The 23,111-nt window shown below is 69.0% G+C and carries 20 protein-coding genes; 16 read left to right on the top strand and 4 right to left on the bottom strand.

Going from position 1 to position 23,111, the window contains the following annotated elements; all coding sequences use genetic code 11:
- Position 1: 1 nt before the first annotated feature.
- Positions 2–1,087 (bottom strand): sensor histidine kinase, encoded by a 1,086-nt coding sequence (locus EJP69_RS12585; protein ID WP_240652159.1) that lies wholly within the window; start codon positions 1,085–1,087, stop codon positions 2–4.
- Between the two features lie 56 nt (positions 1,088–1,143).
- Here EJP69_RS12585 and argH point away from each other — a divergent pair, with 56 nt between their 5' ends.
- The 3 genes from argH to EJP69_RS12570 are packed head-to-tail and all read left to right on the top strand — an operon-like array spanning position 1,144 to position 4,718.
- Entirely contained in the window at positions 1,144–2,541 is a 1,398-nt protein-coding gene (gene argH / locus EJP69_RS12580) for an argininosuccinate lyase (protein ID WP_093205120.1), read from the top strand.
- A gap of 28 nt (positions 2,542–2,569) precedes the next feature.
- Positions 2,570–4,045 carry a rhomboid family intramembrane serine protease gene (locus EJP69_RS12575; RefSeq protein WP_126470412.1) on the top strand — a complete coding sequence of 492 codons (1,476 nt, stop codon included), beginning with the start codon at positions 2,570–2,572 and terminating at the stop codon, positions 4,043–4,045.
- Positions 4,046–4,049: 4 nt separating this feature from the next.
- The gene (locus EJP69_RS12570) at positions 4,050–4,718 is read left to right on the top strand and encodes a hypothetical protein (RefSeq protein ID WP_126470410.1); all 669 of its coding nucleotides are present in this window, start codon (positions 4,050–4,052) and stop codon (positions 4,716–4,718) included.
- A 12-nt stretch (positions 4,719–4,730) separates the two neighbouring features.
- Here EJP69_RS12570 and EJP69_RS12565 read toward each other — a convergent pair whose 3' ends face one another.
- Both EJP69_RS12565 and EJP69_RS12560 read right to left on the bottom strand, forming a co-directional pair.
- Entirely contained in the window at positions 4,731–6,053 is a 1,323-nt protein-coding gene (locus tag EJP69_RS12565) for a hypothetical protein (protein ID WP_126470408.1), read from the bottom strand.
- A 44-nt stretch (positions 6,054–6,097) separates the two neighbouring features.
- Positions 6,098–6,637 carry a hypothetical protein gene (locus tag EJP69_RS12560; protein WP_093305701.1) on the bottom strand — a complete coding sequence of 180 codons (540 nt, stop codon included), beginning with the start codon at positions 6,635–6,637 and terminating at the stop codon, positions 6,098–6,100.
- Between the two features lie 155 nt (positions 6,638–6,792).
- Here EJP69_RS12560 and EJP69_RS12555 point away from each other — a divergent pair, with 155 nt between their 5' ends.
- From EJP69_RS12555 to EJP69_RS12545, 3 genes are all read left to right on the top strand, one after another.
- Positions 6,793–7,368 carry an RNA polymerase sigma factor gene (locus EJP69_RS12555; RefSeq protein WP_371287192.1) on the top strand — a complete coding sequence of 192 codons (576 nt, stop codon included), beginning with the start codon at positions 6,793–6,795 and terminating at the stop codon, positions 7,366–7,368.
- Positions 7,369–7,402: 34 nt separating this feature from the next.
- Positions 7,403–8,155 (top strand): anti-sigma factor, encoded by a 753-nt coding sequence (locus EJP69_RS12550; RefSeq protein WP_093306086.1) that lies wholly within the window; start codon positions 7,403–7,405, stop codon positions 8,153–8,155.
- A gap of 114 nt (positions 8,156–8,269) precedes the next feature.
- The gene (locus EJP69_RS12545) at positions 8,270–9,028 is read left to right on the top strand and encodes an SGNH/GDSL hydrolase family protein (protein WP_126470406.1); all 759 of its coding nucleotides are present in this window, start codon (positions 8,270–8,272) and stop codon (positions 9,026–9,028) included.
- Between the two features lie 15 nt (positions 9,029–9,043).
- Here EJP69_RS12545 and opgC read toward each other — a convergent pair whose 3' ends face one another.
- Positions 9,044–10,186, bottom strand: a complete 1,143-nt coding sequence (gene opgC, locus EJP69_RS12540) for an OpgC domain-containing protein (RefSeq protein ID WP_126470404.1) — start codon at positions 10,184–10,186, stop codon at positions 9,044–9,046.
- Between the two features lie 186 nt (positions 10,187–10,372).
- Between opgC and EJP69_RS12535 the strand changes: the two genes are divergently transcribed.
- The 10 genes from EJP69_RS12535 to EJP69_RS12485 all read left to right on the top strand — a co-directional run bounded on the left by EJP69_RS12535 (position 10,373) and on the right by EJP69_RS12485 (position 23,060).
- Positions 10,373–16,396, top strand: a complete 6,024-nt coding sequence (locus tag EJP69_RS12535) for an alpha-2-macroglobulin family protein (RefSeq protein WP_126470402.1) — start codon at positions 10,373–10,375, stop codon at positions 16,394–16,396.
- Between the two features lie 122 nt (positions 16,397–16,518).
- Positions 16,519–17,256: a hypothetical protein gene (locus EJP69_RS29465; RefSeq protein ID WP_170217095.1), complete on the top strand. Its 738-nt coding sequence runs from the start codon at positions 16,519–16,521 to the stop codon at positions 17,254–17,256.
- A gap of 78 nt (positions 17,257–17,334) precedes the next feature.
- Complete coding sequence (locus EJP69_RS12520; RefSeq protein ID WP_126470396.1) at positions 17,335–18,144, top strand: class I SAM-dependent methyltransferase; 810 nt, start codon at positions 17,335–17,337, stop codon at positions 18,142–18,144.
- 61 nt (positions 18,145–18,205) lie between these two features.
- The gene (locus EJP69_RS12515) at positions 18,206–18,589 is read left to right on the top strand and encodes a 2OG-Fe(II) oxygenase family protein (RefSeq protein ID WP_126470394.1); all 384 of its coding nucleotides are present in this window, start codon (positions 18,206–18,208) and stop codon (positions 18,587–18,589) included.
- Positions 18,590–18,632: 43 nt separating this feature from the next.
- The gene (locus tag EJP69_RS12510) at positions 18,633–18,992 is read left to right on the top strand and encodes an NIPSNAP family protein (RefSeq protein ID WP_126470392.1); all 360 of its coding nucleotides are present in this window, start codon (positions 18,633–18,635) and stop codon (positions 18,990–18,992) included.
- A gap of 1 nt (position 18,993) precedes the next feature.
- Positions 18,994–19,524, top strand: a complete 531-nt coding sequence (locus EJP69_RS12505; RefSeq protein ID WP_126470390.1) for a MolR family transcriptional regulator — start codon at positions 18,994–18,996, stop codon at positions 19,522–19,524.
- A gap of 86 nt (positions 19,525–19,610) precedes the next feature.
- The gene (locus EJP69_RS12500) at positions 19,611–19,979 is read left to right on the top strand and encodes a nuclear transport factor 2 family protein (protein WP_093205157.1); all 369 of its coding nucleotides are present in this window, start codon (positions 19,611–19,613) and stop codon (positions 19,977–19,979) included.
- Between the two features lie 132 nt (positions 19,980–20,111).
- On the top strand, positions 20,112–21,260 hold the full coding sequence (locus tag EJP69_RS12495) for a serine hydrolase domain-containing protein (RefSeq protein ID WP_126470388.1): 1,149 nt from the start codon (positions 20,112–20,114) through the stop codon (positions 21,258–21,260).
- Between the two features lie 54 nt (positions 21,261–21,314).
- Positions 21,315–22,232: a LysR family transcriptional regulator gene (locus tag EJP69_RS12490; protein ID WP_126470386.1), complete on the top strand. Its 918-nt coding sequence runs from the start codon at positions 21,315–21,317 to the stop codon at positions 22,230–22,232.
- Positions 22,233–22,376: 144 nt separating this feature from the next.
- Complete coding sequence (locus EJP69_RS12485; RefSeq protein ID WP_126470384.1) at positions 22,377–23,060, top strand: DUF4286 family protein; 684 nt, start codon at positions 22,377–22,379, stop codon at positions 23,058–23,060.
- The last annotated feature ends 51 nt before the right edge of the window (positions 23,061–23,111 follow it).

The raw sequence follows: 23,111 nt of genomic DNA, 5'->3' as shown, positions 1-23,111 counted from the left end.
GTCATGGTGATTCGGCGGGTATCGCAATGCGCACCCGGTAGCTTTTCTGATCCATGCCCGCGCTGAACTGCATCTGCATGTCGTGCAGCAGCCGCAGGCGGTCGCGCACGTTGGCCAGCGCGATGCCGTGGCCGCGCGGCAGCGGCTCGTCGGCCCAGCGCAGCGGCGGAAGGCTGTTGACCACCTCGATCACCACCATGCTGCCGCGCCGCTCGGTGCGGATGCGCAGCTTGGCGCCTTCGGGGCTGGGCTCCACGCCGTGCTTGATGGCGTTCTCGACCAGCGGCTGCAGCAGCAGCGGCGGCAGCCGTGCATTGCTGGCGGCGGCATCGAGGTCCCAGCGGATGCGCAGCCGGTCGCCGAAGCGCACCTGCTCGATGGCCAGGTAGCGCTCGGCCAGCGCGATCTCGTCGGCCAGCGTGCCCGATTCGCCGGGGTCGGCCAGCGCCTGGCGGAACAGCTCGGCCAGGTCTTCGAGCATGGTCTCGGCCTTGGCCGGCTCCTCGCGCACCAGGGCGATGGCGCTGTTGAGGGTGTTGAAAAGAAAGTGCGGGCGGATGCGCGACTGCAGTTCCTCCAACCGCGCCGTGGTGGCGGCCGGCGTCTGGCCCCGGGCGCGCAGCACCATCGCGGCCATCACGAGCCCCGCGAACAGGGCGCCGGCCAGGGCGCTGGCCAGCCACGGCGCGCTGGCCAGCACGCCCGTCAGGCGCAGCAGGCCGCAGCCGTAGATTGCCGACAGGGAGCCGAGCAGCGCGCCGGCCGTGTACTGCCAGTGCTTCGGCAGCCGCCGCAGCGGCTTCTTCAGGCCGCAGGCGCTCACCAGCCACAGGAGCGTGGCGGGCAGCGCCCCGCCGGTGATGGTGGCCGTCTGCACCAGCCATTCGCCGGGCGTGGAGACCACGAAAAGAGCGGCGATGGCCACTACCGCCTCGACGAACACCACCGTGCGCAGCACCACGCCGATCTGGCAGGCGTCGAAGATGGACGGGTCGCCGCGCGCGGAGGACACGGCCGCGCGCGCCCTTTCCGACGACGGCGGGGGCGTGGGGGAAGAGCTGGCCGATAAAATCGCCGGGTTGCGCATCGCAGACATCTGATCCATCGGGTAACCAACCCATTATTGCCTCCAGGACGGCTCCCATGACCCAAAACCAACTCGACAAGAAATCCGAAGCCTGGTCGGCCCTTTTCTCCGAACCGATGAGCGACCTCGTGAAGCGCTACACCTCCAGCGTCTTCTTCGACAAGCGCCTGTGGCAGGCCGACATCCAGGGCTCGCTGGCGCATGCCGGCATGCTGGCCGCACAGGGCATCATCAGCGTGCAGGACCACGCCGCCATCGAACGCGGGATGGCGCAGATCCGCTCCGAGATCGAATCCGGCGCCTTCGAGTGGAAGCTCGACCTCGAGGACGTGCACCTGAACATCGAGGCCCGCCTGACCCAGCTGGTCGGCGACGCCGGCAAGCGCCTGCACACCGGCCGCAGCCGCAACGACCAGGTCGCCACCGACGTGCGCCTGTGGCTGCGCGGCGAGATCGATCTGATCGGCGACCTGCTGGTCGAGCTGCAGAAGGAGCTGGTGAACATCGCCGAGAAGAACGTCGACGTGATCCTGCCGGGCTTCACCCACCTGCAGGTGGCGCAGCCGGTGAGCTTCGGCCACCACATGCTGGCCTACGTCGAGATGTTCAGCCGCGACGCCGAGCGCATGAGCGAGATCCGCAGGCGCGTGAACCGCCTGCCGCTGGGCGCCGCCGCGCTGGCCGGCACCAGCTACCCGCTCGACCGCGAGCTGGTCGCGAAGACGTTGAACATGGACGGCGTCTGCCAGAACAGCCTGGACGCCGTGAGTGACCGCGACTTCGCCATCGAGTTCACCGCCGCCGCCAGCCTGTGCATGGTGCACGTGAGCCGCATGAGCGAGGAGCTCATCCTCTGGATGAGCCAGAACTTCGGCTTCATCCAGATCGCCGACCGCTTCACCACCGGCTCGTCGATCATGCCGCAGAAGAAGAACCCCGACGTGCCCGAGCTGGCGCGCGGCAAGACCGGCCGCGTGGTCGGCCACCTGATGGCGCTCGTCACGCTCATGAAGGGCCAGCCGCTGGCCTACAACAAGGACAACCAGGAAGACAAGGAGCCACTGTTCGACACCGTCGACACGCTCAAGGACACCCTGCGCATCTTCGCCGAGATGATCGGCGGCATCACCGTGAAGCCCGAGGCCATGGAAGCCGCCGCGCTGCGCGGCTATGCCACCGCCACCGACCTCGCCGACTACCTGGTGAAGAAGGGCCTGCCCTTCCGCGACGCGCACGAGACCGTGGCGCACGCCGTGAAGGCCGCCACCTCGCACCAGGTGGACCTGTCCGAGCTGCCGCTGGCCGTGCTGCAGCAGTTCAACCCGAACATCGAGAAGGACGTGTACGACGTTCTGAGCCTGCGCGGCTCGCTGAATGCGCGCAACGTCCTGGGCGGCACCGCTCCGGCCCAGGTGAAGGCGCAAGTGGCGCGTCACCGCGCACGCCTCGGCTGAGCGCGGCGGCAACAGCGGCAGCCGCACCGTGTTCTACGCCATCCCGCTCGAGAACAAACCGAGCTGGCGCAATCCGCCGTGGATGACGGTGCTGCTGATCCTCGTGAACATGATCGTGTTCTGGGGACCGCAGAGCAGCGAGGAGAAGGGGCAGGAACGCGCCGCGGCCTTCTACGTGAAGAGCGCGCTGCCCGCCCTGGAACTGCCGCCCTTCGTCGAGTGGCTCGAGAAGACCGACCCCAAGCGCGGCAAGCTGGCCCGCCGCATGCTGCGGCACGAAGAGGCCTATCCGCAGCTTCTCGAGGGCCTGCAGAGCGAACGCAAGTTCCTGCAGAAGCTGCGTGCCGACGAGGTCATCACGCCCGCCAATCCGCAGTACGGCGACTGGAAGCGCGCCCGCCAGCAGTACGAGGCGATGCTGCCCACGCCCTTCACCGAGCGCTGGGCGCAGAGCTACGCGACGGACGCCGAGTTCAGGCCCTGGACCTGGATCACCAATGCCTTCCTTCACGGCAGCACCGGCCACCTGCTGGGCAACATGCTGTTCCTCTTCCTGTTCGGCTTCTCGGTCGAGCTGGCACTGGGCCGCGGCACCTACCTGGCCTTCTACCTGCTGGGCGCCGTCGGCGCCTCGGTGCTGGCCGGCTGGGCCTATGCCGGGGGCACCTACGGGCTGGGCGCCTCGGGCGCGGTCTCGGCGCTGATGGGCATGTACGCGGTGATGTACCGCCTGCGACGCATCCGCTTCTTCTACCAGCTGCTCTTCTATTTCAACTACGTCTCCGCGCCGGCCCTGCTGCTGCTGCCGGCCTGGATCGCCAACGAGCTGATGCAGCACTGGCTGGGCGGCAAGGGCATCGCCTACATGGCCCACCTCGGCGGCCTGCTGACGGGCGCGGCGCTGATGGCCGGCGCCATGCTGCTGGGCCGGGTGAAGACGCCCGAGACCGTCAAGTCGGAGATGGCGAACGACGACGGCGGCTTCGACGAGCACGTGGCCGCCGCCCGCAAATACGGCGCCGCGATGAAGTTCGACCGTGCCTGCGCCGAGTGGCGCGCCGCCGCCGCGCTGCGCCCCAACGACGCCGACACCCTGCGCGCCTGGTTCAACACCGCGCGCCTGCAGCCCGCGAGCGACGACTTCCACCAGGCCGCGCGCCGCATCTTCCGCCTGCCCGCCACCGACCCCGACACGCTGGCGCTGCAGCACGCCAGCTTCCAGACCTACCTCGACCAGGCCCGGCCCGGCGTGCGGCTCAAGCCCGAGGACATGGCCCGCCTCGCGCGCCGCTTCGCCCGCATCCGCCAGTTCGACGACGCCGACCGGCTGTGCCGCATCCTGCTGAAGACCGCGCCCGACCACCCCGAGCTGGCCGACACGCTCTCGACCTGCGCCAACGGCCTGCTGCACGCGGGCCTGCGCGACAAGGCGCTCCATCTGCTGCCCGAGCTGCTGCGCCTCGCGCCGAACGACATGGTGACGCGCGCGCTGCAGAAGGCCTGAGGAAATGCTTTCGCCCGAACAACGGAAGTGGCAGCGCCACTGGCACGAAGTTTTCGACGCGGCGCTGGGCCCCGACGGCCCGCCCGGAGAGCCCCTGCCCGACGACATCGACACCGATTTCAGGCTGCAGTTCGAACTCTGGGACCTGCCCGCCGAGGCCCGTGCGCGGGCTTTCTCGGTCTTTCCGAATGCCGCGGGAATGCTCGCGAGAATCGACGCGCACCGCTCCGCCCCGCCCTCGGCCATCGATGCCGATGAAGCCACCCGCATCCTGCGCGACGGGCTGAAGCTGCTGCGGCGGCTCGGCATCGAGTCACCCGAGCCCGATGCCGCCGTGGCCGTGCTCGACACAGGCAAGGTTTCGCTGCACGACGCCTTCTCCAAGGCCGACAGCCCCTTCATCGAGCTCCACGACGCCCTGCACGACATGGCCCTGCGGGAAACCGGCGAAGCCGGCAAGGACGCGTACTTCTTCCTGTCGGAGCCGCTCTACCGCCTGGCGGCCTCCTACGCGGTGGCCCACTGGATCTGCTGGCCGCTGTGCGCGCAGCCCGGTGCGCCTGACGCTACCGAAGCCGAGTACCGACTCTGGCGAGGCGGCTGGTCGGCTGGGTGGAGCGAGGAAGGCGTGTTCCTCTTCGATCGCAGGGAAGAATTCGGCCTGACGGGCTGACCCGCCGGCTCCTCAGGCGGTCTGGGCCGGCGGCGCCGCCGGCCGCAGCAGCCAGCGCACTTCCTGCGTCTGCTCGCTGTCGGGGTAGCGCGCTTCCATCGTCGTCAGGATGGGCTGGGCCATGTCGGCGCGGCCAAGCCCCTGCACCAGCGCGCGCGCGGCCAGCTCGTAGGCCTGCGGAATGGCCTCGTGCCCGCGGAAGCGCTTGTCGAAACCCGACAGCAGCGCCAGCGTGGCGTGCGCGTCGCCGTTGCGCCATTCGGCGCGCGCCATCGCGATGACCATGGCCGGGTCGTCGAGCGCGAAGGCCTTGTCGCGCTCCTTGCAGGCCTTGAAGACCTTCAGCGCCTCCGAAGCCAGGTCGCGGCGCATCAGCAGCGGTATGAAGCGCTTCGCCTGGTCGAGCATGGTGTCCTTCTTCTCGGGCATCAGCGCCAGCACGCGGTGGTAGCGGCGCTGCGCGGCGAGGTCGTTGGCGTCGGCCGTGCGCTGCGCCTCGTAGGCTGTGCCCAGCGCGGCGGCGAGGTCGCCTTCGGTGACCAGCTGCGCCACTTCCGCGTCGATGCGCTGCGCCTCGATCTGCGCGGGCGTGCGGCGGTCGACCGGCGCGCCGTCGGGCAGCTCGCTGCCCGGCACCGCGTCGAAGCCGAAGGCGTCGTGGTGCTGGAACATCACGTAGCCCAGCAGGCTGGCCATCACCCAGCCGAAGTAGATGAAGGCGAAGTTGATGATCGGCAGCACGATGCGCCCGTCGAACATCGGCAGCACCATCGCCAGCGCCACCTGCGCGCCGGTGCTCAGCAGGAACAGGAAGAAGCACAGCAGCGCATACGGCCAGCCGATGGTGCGCATCGCGTCCATCACGTGGCCGGGGTTCATCGCCTGGAAGAAGCTGGCCGACTGCACCAGCACGATCACCGCCGCCGGGAAGGTGAAGGACATGACGAAGAGCCCCACCGTGCCCAGGATGGGCGCGTACCAGGCGAGCCAACCGATCAGGAAGGCCTGCACCAGCGAGATGGCGAACAGCTTCCAGGGCATGTAGGTCCAGTCGTCGCTGGACTCGCGGCCGAAGTCGGCCGAGTCGCGGATGCCGCGCGCGCCCAGCGCGATGATCTTGAAGCCGTAGCGGCTGGCCGCCAGCATGATGCCGACCTCGATGACGAACAGGGCCAGCCCCTGGGGCAGGAAGAAGATCGCGTCGAAGAGCAGGCTGCAGAAGGACAGCAGCAGGCCGTAGGCGAACGGCCGCATCTGGAACGGAAATGCGAAGAAGCTGTTCAGGCGGTGCCAGAACGGCGGTGGCGGCGGCAGCGCATCCTTGGTGGCGATCATGTCGGCTCCCCAGTCTCTTTTCTTGTGCTTTCCTGCTCTTCTTCCTACTTGCGGAAGAACTCGCTCTGGCTCATGGCGCCGCGCCCGCCCAGGCGGACGACGGAGGCCTCCTGCGCGTGCACCAGCCGCATCTGGCCGAGTTCGCGCTCCAGGCGCTGGGTGAAGCTGGTCTTCACCTGGAAGGCCGAGTCGCCCATCTGAAGCACGCTGGTGCCCTTGACGACGGCGCTCTTGCGGTCGGGCGCCACTTCGACGGAGTCGATGTGGTAGTCGTAGTCGAAGGAAAGGACCGCGCCCATGCGGTCGCCCACCATGCGCAGGGTCTCGAAGGTCTTGCGCTGCGCCTCGCAGGCTTCTTCGCGGTTGTGCGAAGCCTCCTCGGTGCGCCCCATCATGGTCGTCTTGCTCTCGATGACGGCGTTGCGGGCGAGCTGCTTGCACAGCTTGTCGGCGTCGCGGTCGGAAATGGCGCGCGCCTCCTTGCGGTAGTAGTCGTGGACCATCGGCTCGTCGAGCTTGCGCCCGCCGACAAAGAAGTACCACGCCCCCACGCAGAGCACGATCGCGATCGCAATTTGCTTCATTCTTCCCGTCCGCGCGGTGCGCGGCCCCTCGTTTTATGCGCGGCAGTATACGTTCACAAATGTTTCCAAAAGACTTCATTCGAGCGATGCATTGAATCCGGCGGGCGGGCCGCCCCGTATACCGGGCATGCGCATCGATGCCCCACAATCCGCGGATGCCAGCACCCAGCCCCGACGCCGAATTGATGGCGCTGATCGACCGGATCGGCCATCGCGACGAAGCCGCCTTGCGCCTGCTGTACGACCGCACCTCGCCCCGCCTGATGGGCCTGGCGATGCGCGTCGTCCGGCAGCGCGAATGGGCCGAAGACGTGCTGCAGGAAAGCTTCCTGACCGTCTGGCGGGTGGCCGGCGACTACCGCGCCTCGCTGAGCCCGCCGCTGGCCTGGCTCGGGCTCATCGTGCGCAGCCGGGCACTCGACCTGCTGCGCCGCCGCACCGCCGACCGCGCCCAGCTCACGCAGGAATTCGACGAGCAGATGGCCGACCAGCTCGAATCGGACGCGCCCGACCCGGCCGCCAGTGCCGATGCCAGCGAGCAGGCCTGGGCGCTGCACCAGTGCCTGAGCCAGCTCGAGGGCCGCCAGCGCGAGGTGGTCAGCCTGGCCTACCTGCGCGACATGAGCCACGGCGAGCTGGCCGAGCAGCTCAAGCTGCCGCTGGGCACGGTCAAGACGTGGATACGGCGCGGGCTGGAGAAGCTGCGCGTCTGCATGGGGCGCTTTGCGTGAGAGCGGTGACGACGAAGAAGGCGGTTTCCCCATCATGAATCTCATCGCACATCCCGAACTGCTCGAACTGCTGGCCGCGAGCCATGCGCTCGGCACCCTGCGCGGCGGCGCCCGCCGCCGCTTCGAGGCCCTGGCGCGCGAACAGGCGCCGGTGCGTGCCGCCGCGCTGGTCTGGCAGGGCCGGCTCGCGAGCATGACCGAGCTGCAGCCCTCGGTCACGCCCGATCCGGCCGTGTGGACCCGCATCCGCAACATGATCGACGCCGAGCAGTCGGCGCTCGCGCTGGAACGCCAGCGCGAGGCGGCACGGGCCGCCGGCGAGTCCCGTCCGGGCGGCTGGCTGCGCAGCCTCGCGCTGTGGCGCACCGCCACCGCCGCCGGCGCGCTGGCCACCGTGCTGGCCGTGACGGTCGGCCTGAATCTGCGCGACCAGCTGCAGAACGCCCCGGCGGTGCAATACGTGGCCGTGCTCAGCGACGACAAGGACGCGGCCTCGATGCTCGTGACCTTCGATCCGAAGAAGAAGCAGCTGGTGCTGCAGCGCGTGGGCGGCTACCGAGAAGGCGACGACAAGTCGCTGCAGCTCTGGGCCCTGCCCCCGGGCGGCGCGCCGCGTTCGCTGGGCGTGCTCGGCAACGCGCCGGGCCTGCGGCTGGCGGCGTCGGCCTCCGACGTGGCCGTGCCTGCCCTGGCGATCTCGCTCGAGGCCAAGGGCGGCGTGCCGCCGGGCAGCGGGCCGAAGGGGCCGATCCTGTTCAAGGGCGCGCTCATCGAGAAAACACTCTAGGCGAGGCCCGGCTGTCAACGGTCGCGGCCGCTGGAGCGTCGTGAGGGAAAATCCGCCCAACCGCCGCCTTCCCGCCGCCTTCAGCCCTTCTTTTCCGTCCTTCCGATGCATCCGATGAAAACCGCGCTCGCCGCGGTCGCACTGCTGACCGCGGCGCTGACCGCGAATGCCCAGTCTTCCTTCTTTCCCCAGGAATCCGAGACGGCCGCCGCCGAGGCAGCGGCCGCGCGCGACTACCTGGCCGCCAAGGATCGCTGGCACAACGAGCTCGCGGCCTTCGCCCGGGCCGACCAGGAGCGCTTTCCGGCGCCCGGCGGCGTGGTGTTCGTGGGCAGCTCCACGGTGCGCATGTGGAGTCGGCTGCAGCAGGACTTCGCGCGCGTGCCCGGCGGCGTGGTCAACCGCGGCTTCGGCGGCTCCACGCTGGCCGACTGCGCCCTGTTCGCGCGCGACCTGGTGGTGCGCTACAAGCCGCGCCAGGTGATGGTCTACGCGGGCGACAACGACCTGGCCGAGGGCCGCACGCCGCTGCAGGTGCTCGACAGCTTCGCGCGCTTCGCCAACGCGGTGCGCGCCGAGCTGCCCGACACGCGCATCAGCTTCATCTCGGTCAAGCCCAGCCCTTCGCGCGAGCAGCTGATGCCGCAGATCCGGGAGACCAATCACGTCGTCGCGGCCTACCTGAACCTGCTGCCCAACAGCGAGTTCATCGACATCTACACGCCGATGCTGGGCGCCGACGGGCGTCCGCGGCCGGAGCTCTTCCGGGGCGACAGGCTGCACATGACCGACGAAGGCTACCGGCTGTGGCAGTCGGTGATCGCGCCGCACCTGCCGGCCCCTCCGGCAACGCCGACGGCCGGCCTGCCCTGATCCTGACGAGTCCGATCAGGCCGGCGCGGGCTCGGACGGCACGTCGTCCGCCGGCGGCGGAACGTCGGCGCCGCGCGTGAAGCGCGCCACGAAGTACATCCCCGAGAACACCACCGCCAGCAGCAGGCCGTCACCCCACCAGGGCCGCGCCGTCTGGCTGTCGCCGTAGAAGGCCAGCACCAGCAGCACCGCGACGAGGTGCGCGCAGAACACCGGCAGCGAGGCCGATCCCATCGCCTCCAGCCAGCGCAGCCGCGGAATGCGGCGCATCAGCCAGGGCCCGAAGCGCACCGCCAGGATGCCCAGCGCCACCAGATTGACCAGGCGCAGCGGGCCGAGCTGCCATTTGTCGAACAGCAGGTTCAGCTCCACGTCGCCGCCGAACGGCGCCTGCCCGTTGATGCCGGTGTGGCGCCAGTAGAAGCCGTACAGCGCGATGCCCGCGGCCAGCGCCACAAGCCATGCCGGAAAGCGCAGCGACCGCGCGTCGGGGTCGTTGCGGGTCGCCCCGATGCACAGCCCCGCGAACCACAGGAACTGCCAGGCGTAGGTGTTGAACGCGCCCATCTCGTGGAACGGCACCGGCACGCCGAGATAGCGCACCGCCAGCCCGTAGACCCATTCGCTGATGCCGAACTGAGCCGCCGCCCACACGGTGGCGCTCGCCGCCATCACCCAGGTCCAGCCGTGGCGCATGGCGAAAGCCAGCACCCAGGGGCTCATGAGCATGAAAAAGATGTACATCGGCAGGATGTCGAGCAGCGCCGGCTCGTAGATGAGCAGCAGCCCGTAGATGAAGCCCTCGCGCGGCTCCGCCAGGTAATACGACACCAGGTTCTTCACCGCCGGCTGGTCGATGTGCAGGCCCACCGCGGTGATCACGGTGAACAGGAAAAGCAGGGTCGCCGCCTGGGCCAGGTAGACCTTCAGCACGCGACGCCAGAACGCCTGGCGCATCGAGTCGACGCCGCGCACGTGGCCGATGCGGCTGTACACCAGCCCGGCGACGAAGGCGGAGAGCAGAACGAAGCCCTCGGCGGCCGAGACGAAGCCGAAGGGCTGGCCCAGCGGGTCGGTCAACCGGGTCGGCAGGTGGGTGACGGTCATCAGCACGAGCATCAGCCCGCGCAAGGCGTCTATTTCCCAGTAGCGTTTCATCGGTCGGCGGCGAGGTCTTGATTGCGGTCCGCGCGGCGCACGCACGACGGCGTCGATTGTAAGAAGAGCTGTGTAAAGCCCGCCGCGCCCGGCGGCCGGGCCAACGGCCTATGACTGTTGGCACTCCCGAACCGTCGTGCAAATCGGCTACGCTGCGCGCTGCCTCTCAGGTGGAGATACAAAAAAGTGAATCGTTTCCTTCCAACATTGCTCCTTGCCGGCGGCGTTCTTGCGTCCGGCGCGGGCCATGCCCTCCAGATCGTCAGCCTCTCGCCACAGGGTGAAGTGGCGCGCGTTCGCCAGGTGGTCGCCAAGTTCGACCAGCCCGCCGTCAACTTCGGCGACCCCAAGGCCCCCGCTCCGCTCACGGTGAGCTGCAACGACGCCCAGGCAGCCAAGGGCACCGGCCGCTGGACCGACGCCAAGGCCTGGGTCTACGACTTCGAGAACGACCTGCCGCCCGGCGTGCGCTGCACGGTCACCCGCATTCCGACCTTCAAGCCCGCCAGCGGCGAGCTGACCGGCCCCGAGCGCTACCAGTTCAACACCGGCGGTCCGTTCGTGCGCAACTACATGCCGGGCAACTACAGCCGCATCGACGAGCAGCAGATGTTCATGCTGGAGCTCAACGGAGCGGCCACGCTGGAGAGCGTGCGCCAGAACGTCTGGTGCACGGCCGACGGCGTGGGCGAGCGCATTCCCGTCAAGCTGCTCGACGGCGAGCAGCGCGCCGGCCTGCTCAAGGCCTTCGGCCGCGAGAAGTCGGCCGAGAAAGACCCGCTGCGCTTCATCACGATGCAGTGCAACCGCACGCTGACGCCCGGCGCCAAGGTGCAGATCGTCTACGGCAAGGGCGTGGCCACGCCCTCGGGCGTGCCCAACAACGTGGAACGCCGGCTCGAGTTCCAGGTGCGCGAGCCCTTCGCCGCCTCCTTCACCTGCGAGCGCGAGAACGCGCAGGCCGCCTGCCTGCCGCTGCGCCCGATGCAGCTGCAGTTCAACGCGCCCGTCACGCGCAAGCTGGCCTCGCAGATCCAGCTCAAGGGCGACAAGACCATCAAGGCCAAGCTCGACAACGAGGGCGGTTCGCAGAGCGACGACGACGTGGTCAACAGCGTGAGCTTCGAGCCGCCGCTGGCCGAGAGCGCGCAATACAGCATCGAGCTGCCCTCGAAGTTCGAGGACGCCTCGGGCCGCCCGCTGGCCACGCCCGGCAACTTCCCGATGAAGGTGGCCACCGGCGCGATGCCGCCGCTGGCCAAGTTCGCCGCCTCGCCCTTCGGCGTGGTCGAGCGCCTGGCCGAGCCCGACACCCCGGCCATGATGCCGGTCACCGTGCGCCGCGTGGAGCCGAAGCTGATGGTGAACGCCCTCACGCCCGGCAAGGTGAGCGACATGAACCCGAAGACCGACGCGGAAATCATCGCGTGGTTCCGCAAGGTGCGCCGCTACGACAACTTCACCGTCTCGCGCGAACAGGCGCGCAAGGACGTGAAGGGCCCGCTGCCCCCGGTCATCGACAAGGACGACCGCACCACGCTGCAGACCCGCATGCTGTCGCTGCTGGCCGGCCAGCCCGGCGTGAAGGCGCTCGACATGCCCAAGGCCGACTCGGGCGATCCGCGCCCCTTCGAAGTCATCGGCATCCCGCTGACGCCGGGCTTCCACGTGCTCGAGATCGCCTCGCAGAAGCTGGGCGAGGCCCTGCTCGACGAGCGCTACAACGCAGGCCGCACGATGTACGTGCGCACCACCGCGCTGGCCACCAACCTGGCGGTGCACTTCAAGCTGGGCCGCGAGAACTCGATGGCCTGGGTCACCACGCTGGACAAGGGCAAGGTCGTGGCCGGCGCCGAGGTGCGCGTATCGAGCTGCGACGGCAAGGCCGTGGCCAGCGGCACCACCGACGCCAACGGCGTCGTCATGCTCAGCGGTATCTCGCCGCAGGCGCCCTCGTGCAACGGCCCGAACGAATACGACAGCGGCGCATGGTTCGTCAGCGCCCGCGCCAAGGACGAGAAGGGCGTGGAAGACCTCGCCTTCACCTGGAGCGACTGGCAGCGCGGCATCGAGCCCTGGCGCTTCAACGTGCCGACCAGCCTGCAGGCCGAGGCCGACCGCGTCGCCCACACCATCTTCGACCGCACGCTGCTGCGCGCGGGCGAGACGGTGTCGATGAAGAGCCTGATCCGCACGCAGACCAGCAAGGGCTTCGGCTTGCCCGAGAACCGCCCCGACACGCTGGTCATCACCCACGTGGGCAGCGGCCAGCGCTTCACGCAGCCGCTGAACTGGCGCAAGACCGCCACCGGCGGCCTGAGCGCAGAGAACAGCTTCGCCATTCCGCCGGCCGCCAAGCTCGGCGTGTACGAGGTGATGCTGCGCACAGGCGGCAAGGACGCCAACGGAGAGGGTGAAGGCGATGGCGACGACGGCTACGGCCGCAGCTTCTCCACCGGCAGCTTCCGCGTCGAGGAGTTCCGCCTGCCCGTGCTCGAGGGCCGCATCGCGCCCACCGACAAGAAGCCGCTGGTGGCGGCCACCAGCGTGCCCACCGACGTGCAGATCAACTACGTCTCCGGCGGCGGCGCGGCCAACCTGCCGGTGCGCGTGTCGGCCATGGTGCGCGGCAAGAGCCTGAGCTTCTCCGACTACGACGCCTTCAGCTTCAACCCGCCGCGCTCCACGCAGGGCGACGGCAGCGAGGCGACCACCGCAGTAACCGCCGCGGCCGAGGCCGGCTCGGGCGAGGAAGACCTCAACAGCGTGAACGACACCCGCGTGATCGCGGACAAGCTGCCGCTCACGCTGAACAAGGACGGCGCCGGCAAGGTCACCATCGACAAGGTGCCGAAGGTGAAGGCCGCGCGCGAGCTGCTGCTCGAAGCCACGTATGCCGACCCGAACGGCGAGGTGCAGACCATCCGCAGCACGCAGACGCTGTGGCCGGCCTCCGTCATCGCCGGCATCAAGACCGAAGGCTGGGTCTCCACGGCCCAGAAGCTGAAGTTCCAGGCGCTCGCGCTAGACCTGTCGGGCAAGCCCCAGGCCAACGTGACGCTCAACGTGCGCGCCGTGGCGCGCATCACCACCACCAGCCGCAAGCGCATGGTGGGCGGCTTCTACACCTACGACAACAAGACCGAGACCAAGGACATCGGCACCGTCTGCAGCGGCAAGAGCGACGCGCGCGGCCTGCTGCTGTGCGAGTCGGAGCTGAAGGAAGCCGGCGAGGTCGAACTCATCGCCAGCGCCACCGACGGCGAAGGCCGCGACGCCCGCGCCGTGAGCTCGGTCTACGTGACGAAGCAGGGCGAGCTCTGGTTCGGCGGCGAGGACAACGACCGCATCGACGTTCTGCCCGAGAAGAAGAGCTACCAGCCCGGCGAGATCGCCAAGTTCCAGGTGCGCAGCCCCTTCCGCTTCGCGACCGCGCTGGTCGCGGTGGAGCGCGAGGGCATCATCGAGACGCACGTGGTCAAGCTCGACGGCAAGGACCCGACCGTCACGCTCGAAGTGAAGCCCGAGTGGGGCCCGAACGCCTACGTGAGCGTGCTCGCGCTGCGCGGCCGCCTGCGCGAGGTGCCCTGGTACAGCTTCTTCACCTGGGGCTTCAAGTCGCCGCGCGAGTGGTGGACGGCCTTCTGGTACGAAGGCAAGGAATACGTGGCGCCGACCGCCATGGTCGACCTGAGCAAGCCCGCCTACCGCCTCGGCATGGCCGAGATCCGCGTCGGCACGCGCGCCCACCAGCTCGACGTGACCGTCACCAGCGACAAGCCCAGCTACCCCATTCGCAGCAAGGCGCAGGTCACCATCAGCGCCAAGCTGCCCGACGGCAAGCCGGCCGCCGGCGCCGAAGTGGCGCTGGCAGCGGTCGACCAGGCCCTGCTCGAGCTGATGCCCAACGACAGCTGGAACCTGCTGAACGCGATGCTCCAGCGACGCAGCTGGGGCGTGAGCACCTCCACCGCGCAGATGGAAATCGTCGGCCGGCGCCACTACGGCCGCAAGGCCGTGCCCGCGGGCGGCGGCGGCGGCAAGGGCCAGACGCGCGAACTGCTCGACACCCTGCTCGTGTGGAACCCGAAGGTGGTGCTCGACGCCAACGGCCAGGCCGTGGTGACGGTGCCGCTGAACGACGCGCTCACCACCTTCAAGATCGTGGCCGTGGCCGACTCGGGTGCCAACCTGTTCGGTACCGGGCAGGCCAGCATCCAGGCCACGCAAGACTTGCAGATCATCAGCGGCCTGCCGCCGCTGGTGCGCGAGGACGACCAGTTCCGTGCCCAGGTCACGCTGCGCAACACCACGCAGAAGCCGATGAAGGTCGAGGCCACGCCGCGCGCCACCCTGCTAACGCTGGAGCCGCAGACGGTCGACATCCCGGCCGGCGAGGCGCGCGAAGTGGCATGGACCGTGACCGCTCCCGCGCAGCTGGCGCAGACGCGCGCCGAAGCCATCATCTGGGAGATCGAGGCAAAGGACACCATCGGCGGCGCACGCGACGCGCTGAAAGTGCGCCAGCGCATCGTGCCCTCGGTGCCGCTCACGGTGCAGCAGGGCACGCTGGTGCAGGTCGACGGCCCCTTCACGCTCGACGTGGCACCGCCCGCCGACGCCCTGCCCGGCCGCGGCGGCCTGAAGCTCTCGCTGCAACCCAAGCTGGCAGAAGGCCTGCCGGGCGTGCGCGACTGGTTCGCCAACTACCCCTTCATCTGCCTCGAGCAAAAGACCAGCAAGTCGGTCGGCCTGCGCGACGCGAAGATGTGGCAGGGCGTGCTGGCCCAGCTGCCCACCTACCTGGACAGCGACGGCCTGGCCAACTACTTCCCGCCGCGCGACGGCGAGGCCAATCGCGGCAGCGACATCCTCACCTCGTACCTGCTCGCGGCCACGAACGAAGCGGCCCAACTCAACCCCGCCTTCGCGCTCGCCGACGACGTGCGCGCGCCGATGGAGTCGGGCCTGATCGCCTTCGTCGAAGGCCGCATCACGCGCGAGTTCTGGAGCCCGCGCAAGGACCTCGACGTGCGCAAGCTCGCCGCGCTCGAAGCGCTCTCGCGCTACGGCAAGGCCAAGGGCAGCATGGTCGGCAGCATCACCATCGCGCCGAACCAGTGGCCCACCAGCGCGGTGATCGACTGGCTCAACATCCTGAAGCGCGTGAACGACGTGCCGCAGCGCCAGCAGCGCCTGGACGAGGCCAACAACGTGCTGAAGGCGCGCCTGTCGTACCAGGGCACGAAGCTGATCTTCAGCACCGAGCAGGACGACTACTGGTGGTGGCTGATGACCAACGGCGACGTCAACACCGCCCGCCTGCTGCTCAGCGTGATGGACGACCCGGCCTGGAAGGACGACATCGGCAAGCTGGCCAACGGCTTCATCGGCCGCCAGCAGAACGGCGCATGGCACACCACCACCGCCAACCTGTGGGGCGGACTGGCGCTGGAGAAGTTCAGCAAGGTGTTCGAGAGCACGCCGGTGGCCGGCGTCACCGCCGCCACGCTCGGCGCGGTGAAGGCACAGGTCGACTGGAGCAAGGTCGAGCGCGTGAAGACCAGCGACGCTGCCGGTGCGCCCAACCAGACCACCTTCTTCGGCGCGCCCGCCTCGCCGGGCAACCTGAAGAACAACACGATGTTCCTGCCTTGGGCTGCATCGCCGTCGGGCGCACCGGTGCGCGACACGCTGCTGGTGACGCAGCAGGGCACCGGCAAGCCGTGGCTCACGCTGCAGTCGATCGCCGCCGTGCAGCTGAAGGCGCCGTTCGCGGCCGGCTACGCCATCAAGAAGACCATCACCCCGGTCGAGCAGGCCACCGCCGGCAAGTACACCCGCGGCGACGTGCTGCGCGTGACGCTGGAGGTGAACGCCAGCGCCGACATGACCTGGGTCGTCATCAGCGACCCGATCCCGGGCGGCGCCACCATCCTCGGCGGCGGTCTGGGCCGCGACTCGCAGATCGCCACCCAGGGCGAGAAGAAGAGCGGCTCCGGCTGGCCGGCCTTCGAGGAACGCAGCTTCGAGGCCTTCCGCAGCTACTACGAGTACCTGCCCAAGGGCGTGGTGAAGATGGAATACACCGTGCGCCTGAACAACGTCGGCGACTTCGCGCTGCCGCCCAGCCGCGTCGAGGCGATGTACGCGCCCGAGATGTTCGGCGAGGCGCCGAACGCACGGGTGAAGGTGGAAGCGGCCAAGTAGGCCGGCAGACAGAGGCAGGCAGACAGGCCTGCCGGAAACGGTGAAGGAGCGGCTATCGGTCATCGCTCCTTCACCGGCCGCCTTCACCATCGCGGCGAACCCACAACCTGGAGGAAAACACCATGGGCCTGGCTGTCTGCGTCGGCATGCTCGCCGAACTGCTCGAGGACGATCCCGAGAGCGCCGAGGGCTTCGAGGAGGAACTGGCCGAAGTCAACCGCGTGCTGGCCGCCGCGGGGCTTCCCCCGCACACCGAGCCGCGCGGACCGCTCGAACTCGATTCGCGCGCGTCGATCGACGGTTTTCCGTACTCCTTCATCCACTACCTGCGCCGCGCGTACGCGCACCGCGTGCTGTCGCCCGACTGGGTGGCCACGCCGCTGGCCGACGACGTCGATCCAACTGCCGATCCGAAGATCCAGTCGCTGCTCGACGGCTCCGAAAGCCACCTGCTGTGCCATTCGGATGCGGAAGGCTTCTACGTTCCAGTCGATTTCGACGAGGTGCTGTTCGACGAGGAATGCGGCGGCGAGGAGGACGGGGAGGACGGGGAAGACGAGGAGGAAGACGGCAATGACGAGGACGACGACCGGGACGAGGACGAGCTGGAAGAGCCAGCCGGTGGCCTGCCTGGCGGCATGCTCGGCTCGTCCTACCGCCTGCTCGACGAACTCGTGTTCGTGGCCCCCGCCCTGGGCATCCGCCTCGAGAACGGCAAGCTCTCCGACGAGGAAGCCGAACGCATCGACGCGCTCATCGACGACGACAACGGCCTGTACCGCGAATACGTGTCCTGGCTGCTGCTGTACGAATCGGCGCGGCTGAGCATCGAGCACAGGACGGCGATCGTCTTCTGCTGAGCGGCACCGATCCCGCGAGGGCCAGCGTCCTCGCGGCGTCTGCGGCAACATGTGGGCCCTGATCGAGCCACCAGACACATGAGCGAATCCAGCAGCAATCCCGTCGACTTTCTTTCCCACAACCGCGCCGCCTGGGACCGCCAGGCCGCCGAAGAGCGCGAATGGTCGCGCCCCGTGAGCAGCGAGCTGATCGCCGCCGCCCGCCAGGGAGACTGGCGCGTACACCTCACGCCGCGCCCCCTGCCCGCGCACTGGCTGGGCGACGTGCGGGGCCTGCGCATCCTCTGCCTCGCCTCGGCCGGCGGCCAGCAGGCACCGGTGCTCGCGGCTGCCGGCGCACAGGTCACGGTGTTCGACCTGTCCGACGAGCAGCTGCGGCAGGACCGCCGCGTCGCCGAGCGCGACCGCCTCGAGCTCGAAACGGTACAGGGCGACATGCGCGACCTCGGCGCCTTCGCCGATGGGCACTTCGACATCGTCTTCCACCCCATCTCCAACCTCTACGTGCCCGACGTGCGCCCGGTCTGGCGCGAATGCCATCGCGTGCTGAAGGCCGGCGGCGCGCTGCTCGCGAGCTTCTACAACCCGGTGGTTTTCATCGGCGACCGCGATCCGGCCCTTGCCGGGCAAGGGCTGCTGCGACCAACCTACAAGCTGCCGTATTCGGACATGAAGGATCTCCCGGCGGAAGCGCTCGAACGCAAGCGCCAGGGCGGCGAGGCCCTGGTGTTCGGCCACTCGTTGACCGACCTGATCGGCGGACAGCTGGACGCGGGTTTCGTCATCGACGGCTTCCTCGAAGACGACCAGCCGAACCCGCGCTTCCTCGTCGATCGCTTCATGCCGACCTTCCTGGCGACGCGTGCGCTGAAGAAGAACCCCGCATGAGCACGGCACCGGGCAGTTCCAGGCAGGCTCGCGCGGCGGCGAGAGGCGCAGGGGTAGTCCGGTGAGCTTCGCCGCCGCTCTTCGCGCCTACCTCTCGCAGGCCTTCCGCTGGCAGCGCGGCCGCCAGGGCACGGGCTACGACAAGATGCTGCTGCTCACGGCGCGGTGGCCGCTGCCGTTCGACAGCTATCTCATCCGCTACCCCGAGGGTTCGGAGATTCCGCCGCATACCGACCCGGTGCAGATCGGGCGGCACTACCGGCTCAACATCGTGCTGAAGTCGCCGCGTTCGGGCGGCGAGTTCGTGTGCGCCGATCCGATCTTCGCGACGCGGCGCATCAAGCTGTTCCGCCCCGATGCCTGCGAGCACAGCGTGACGCGGGTGGTGGGCGGCAGCCGCTATGTCTTCTCGCTGGGGTGGGTGCTTGCCGGCAAGTCCGGCTGACCACGCGCACGCCCGGAACCATCGACCCGAAGGAGGCCTTGCCATGACCCGGCTGATCGAGATCCGCACCTACAGGCTCAAGCCCGGCACGCTCGCCGCATTCCACGAGGCGATGCACACGCGCGCCGTGCCGATGCTGCGCAGCAAGGGCATGGACGTGGTCACCTACGGCCGGTCGGACCACGAGGAAGAGAGTTACCACCTCGTGCGCGCGTATGCGGACCGGCAGGCGCTGGATGCGGAGCAGTCCGCCTTCTACGGATCGGCCGAGTGGCGCGAAGGCCCGCGCGGCGCGCTGGTCGACCGCATCGAGACTTACCTCAACACGCTGCTGTGGGTTTCGGACGAGACCATCGCCAGCATGCGTTCCCTGAACCCCACCGACGAACCAGGAGCCACCTGAGATGCCCCTTCATTTCGACGACCCCGAGGAAGGCCTCGCGCGCGAGACCAGCCACCCGCGCTTCGTGCAGCTTGCCGGCGACGACTTCTACTACGACGTCGGCGACGACTTCAGCCCCTTCGGCAACGACGACGGCAGCGACACGCTCGCGGCGCTGGAAGACTGGTATCGCGACGAAGGCGGCAACGGCAAGGTCGCCGGGTTCCTGCAGGAGATGCTCGCCGACTGGGACTTCGGCGTGCCCGCCTCCATGCATCGCGCCGATGCCGACGTGCGCGAGAAGTGGCTCGCCGAAGACGACATGCACGAGACCTACCTGCAGTCAGAATGCCGCGCGCGCGTTGCGACGGCCTTCGGTCAGCTCAAGATCGCGGGCGAGATCGACGCGGACGTGCGCGACGAAGCATTGGCCGCGATCGCCTGCCAGTTCGCGCTGAACGAGCGCGCCCGCACGCGCTACCCCGACTGGCCCTACGCCGACCAGAACCAGTCGCGGCTGACCGCGATGCGGGAAGTGCTGAGCGTCGCCTGAAACAACGCCTTCCGGCCTAAACTGCCCTCCCCTCCGTTCCCCTTCGTCCCCCTCCCTTCCACCCTTTTCTCGTCAGGAGACAACCCATGACCACGCTGGCAATCGCAAACAAGCTCGTCGCGCTGTGCAAAGAAGGAAAGTTCGATGAATGCGAGTCGCTCTACACGGCCGACGCGGTGAGCGTCGAGGCCAGCGCCCCTCCCGGGCAGGCACGCGAGGCTGTGGGCCTGGCGGCGATCAGGGCCAAGGGCGAGTGGTGGGTCGCCAACCACGAAGTGCATTCGATGCAGGTCGCGGGCCCCTGGCCGCACGGTGATCGCTTCATCGTCGGCTTCCGCTTCGACGTGACGATGAAGGCCACCGGCCACCGCTTCACCATGGAAGAAATGGCGCTCTACACCACGAAGGACGGAAAGATCGTGAAGGAAGAGTTCTTCTACGACACCGGCGAATAAGCACCGGCGGCCGGCGTCGCGTGACGGTCGTTACGGCCGTGACGTGGCGCGCCGCCGCCGCGCTTGCCGCCATGGCGAGCGCCCCCGGATCATTCGCGGCCTTTGCACTCCACAACGCAAGGAGCCGACCGGATGATTCTTCACTTCACTTTCCTCTCGCACGCCTCTCATCGACCGCATCGGTTGCGCCGCCTGCTCGCAGGCTGCTGCATCGCGGCGATCTCCGCCTTCACCCACGCCCACGCCGAACCCATCGGCTTCGCCACCGCGCCGGCCGCCATCGTGTCGCGGGTGATGAACGGCGCGCCGGGCAGCATCGTGGTCGGCATCTCGCGCGAAAACCGCACGCAGTTCGCGATGCAACGCAACGGCGTCGGGCAACCGGGCCGGATCGTCGAGACAACGCAGGCCGATGCGCAGCCGCTCTTCGAGATCGGCTCGATCAGCAAGGTGTTCACCGGCGTGCTGCTCGCGCAGGCGGTGGAGCGCGGCGATCTCTCGCTCGACGACACGCTGGGCAAGCTGCTGGCCGGCCAGACCACGATGCCGCCGCAGGTCGCGGCCATCACGCTGCGGCAGCTCGTCACCCACACCGCCTGCCTGCCGGGAATGCTGCCGGACGCACCGGGCCTGGCCAGCAGCCAGCCCTTCGCGCGGCCCGACCGGCCGCAGCTGCTCGCGGGTCTCTCGACGCTCAGGCTCGAACACGCGCCGCCCTGCAGGGGGCCCTACAGCAGCCTGGGCCTGGGCCTGCTCGGCCAGCTGCTTGCCGACCGCTACGGCAAGCCGTGGGACCTGCTGGTGCAGGAGAACATCGCCGTGCCGCTGGGCATGAAGGACACGCTGCAGCACCTCGACGGCGAAGCAGGCAGGCTCGCACCCGGCTACGAGCACGACGCGCCGCGCACGCCCTGGGACTTCGACGCGCTCGCGGGCGCGGGCGCCTTGCGCTCGACGGCGGCCGACCTGCTGGTGTTCGCACGCGCGCTCATGGCCGGCCGCAACGGTCCGCTGGGTGCCGCGGCCGAACGCGCGCTCACCCCGCTCGGCCATGACGGCACCTATGAAGTGGGCTACGCCATCCGCATGCGCGGCGCCGCCGGCCACCGGAGCTATTTCCACACGGGCCAGACCGGCGGCTACCGCGCGCTGCTGGTCTTCGACCCGGCGAAGCAGCAGGCCGCGGTGATGCTCGCGAGCAATTCGTCGGCGGCTGCCGCGCGCATGATGGACGACATCACCCTCCCCGCCTCGCCGGCACCCGCGCGGCGGCACCGGTAGGAAGCAAGTTCTCATGCAGGCGCGATGCGGGCAGAATGGCCCGCAGGTGCCCTCATGAACACAAGATTTGTAGAAGCCTTTCTCTGGGCCGCGCGACTGGGCAGCTTCCGCGCCGCGAGCGACCGGCTCCACATCACGCAGGCGGCGGTGTCCAACCGCGTCGCCTCCCTCGAAGAAGACATCGGCGCGCGCCTGTTCGAACGCGACGCGCGCGAGCTGCGGCTCACGCCCGTCGGCGTGCGGCTGATGGACTACGGCGAACGGCTGCTCGAGCTGCGCCGCGAGATCGTCTCGCTCGGCCGCCCGCGCGGCGACATCCTCGGGCTGGTGCGCATCGGCGCCATCGAGACCGTGGTCCACACCTGGCTGCTGGGCTTTCTCACCAACCTGCGCTCCACCTATCCGGGCATCGAGGTGCAGCTGACCTCCGAGACCACGCTGGCGCTGCATCGCGGCCTGCGCGAGGGCGCGCTCGACATCGCGCTGCAGACCGACCACATCGCCGGCGCGGGCATCGTGAGCACGCCCTGCCTGCCGATGCCCATGGGATGGGTCGGGCCGCAGGGCGCCGAGGGCACGCAGACCGTCGAGCAGCTGCTGCGCCAGCCCGTGCTCACGATGAGCCCCGGCTCGCAGCCGCACGAGGCGCTCAAGAACCTGTTCCGCGCGGCTGGCATTCCGCTGGGCAAGGTGCACTGCGTGAGCTCGATCTCGGCGCTCGCGCGGCTGGTGAAGGCCGGCTTCGGCAACGCCCTGGTGCCGCTGCCGCCCTGCTACGAATACGTGGCCACCGGCGACGTGAAGATCATCGAGTGCGACGCGCTCATCTCGCCCCAGCGCATCGTGGTGAGCCACCTGGAAGCCGCCGACTCCGACGCCATCCGGCTCGTGGCCGAACTGGCGTGCCGGGCCTCCGACCAGTTCACGACATCGGCCATCGCACCAACATGGAGCGCCTCGACAGAGGGTTAACCCTCGGAATGGCGCATCCGGGCCCCGAAAAGGGGCCAGTAATTCTTGTGGCTGTCGCCCAGAAAAACTCGTTTGTGACAGTCCGGCCCTGCGACGGAAGATCGCGCCTTCATTTTTTCGAAGGCCCGACTCTCTTCCGCCGCCATGAACACACCTGACTCCTCTTCTTCCGCAGCAACGACGGCAAACGGCATGCTGTTCGTCGCATCCGACGTGGAGCCGGCCGACGAGGCCGACTTCAACCGCTGGTACGACCAGGAGCATGTGGAAGAGCGCGCACGCATTCCCGGCTTTCTCTCCGGTGCGCGCTATTTCTCGCTCGAAGGCGGCCGCAAGTACCTGGGGCTGTACCGCACCGAATCGCTGGCGGTGTTCGGCTCGGCTGGCTATCGCGCCGCGTTCGAGAAGCAGACGCCGTGGTCGGTCGCCAACCTCGACCGCATGCGCCGGCCCGTGCGCCGCGTGTGCGCCGTGCGCGCCGTGACGGGCTTCGGCAGCGGCAGCCACGTGGTCGTGCTGCCGCTGCCGGCGGCTGCCGATGCCGAGGCGCTGGTGCAAGGCGCCGCGCGCATCGGCCAGCAGCTGAAGAAGGAACAGGCAGGCTTCGTGCAGTCGTACCTGCTCGTACCCGACACCGCGCTCAGCACGCCGCTGCCGCGCGAATCCACCGAAGGCCGCGTGCTGCAGCCGCTGCTGGTGATCGAGACCAGCAGCGAAGCCGCGGCCCGCTCGGCGCGCGCCACGGCCGCCACCGCATTCGACGCCGATCCCGCCGGTGGCTGGCTGCTCGCGCTCGGCTGGAAGCTGACCGCTGCCGAGCTGGCCTGACGCGGCAGGCATCCGCCCCAACTCACCTCCATCCCTCACCGAACAAAGGCT

Source organism: Variovorax gossypii (assembly GCF_003965815.1).
GTDB lineage: Bacteria > Pseudomonadota > Gammaproteobacteria > Burkholderiales > Burkholderiaceae_C > Variovorax > Variovorax gossypii.
This window is presented reverse-complemented; position numbering and strand designations above follow the sequence as displayed.